This is a genomic window from Bradyrhizobium sp. WSM4873, from assembly GCF_055811355.1.
In genome coordinates, this window is record NZ_JBVVPS010000138.1 from 1 (window position 1) to 297 (window position 297).

The 297-nt window shown below is 60.3% G+C and carries 1 pseudogene; it reads left to right on the forward strand.

Annotated features, from left to right (window positions below):
• Positions 1-111: 111 nt before the first annotated feature.
• Positions 112-297, forward strand: a pseudogene (locus AC0L21_RS38110) (IS3 family transposase); the annotation flags it as partial.

A 297-nucleotide genomic window follows, 5' to 3' on the forward strand; every position in this document is an offset into this window, starting at 1 on the left:
TGTCGATCCCAAACACCGTTGCCGGCCTGGGCTTGTTCCGTGTCCTCATTGCTTCCTCCTTTCAAAAGCCAACTCAGACTGACTGAGAGGACGGGGCGGGTCATCCCATTAGTGGTGACGCCCGCGGGGAAGCGGAAAGCTGTCGCTCATCTGGTGGATGCCCATGGGATGAGCGAACGGCGGGCGTGTAAAGCCATCGGCTGCTGCCGCATGACCATGAGTGCGGATTCCGACGAAGTCGCCCAGGCGTACCGATATGAAGTCGCCCGTGGATTCCGAGACGATGTCGCCCACCTT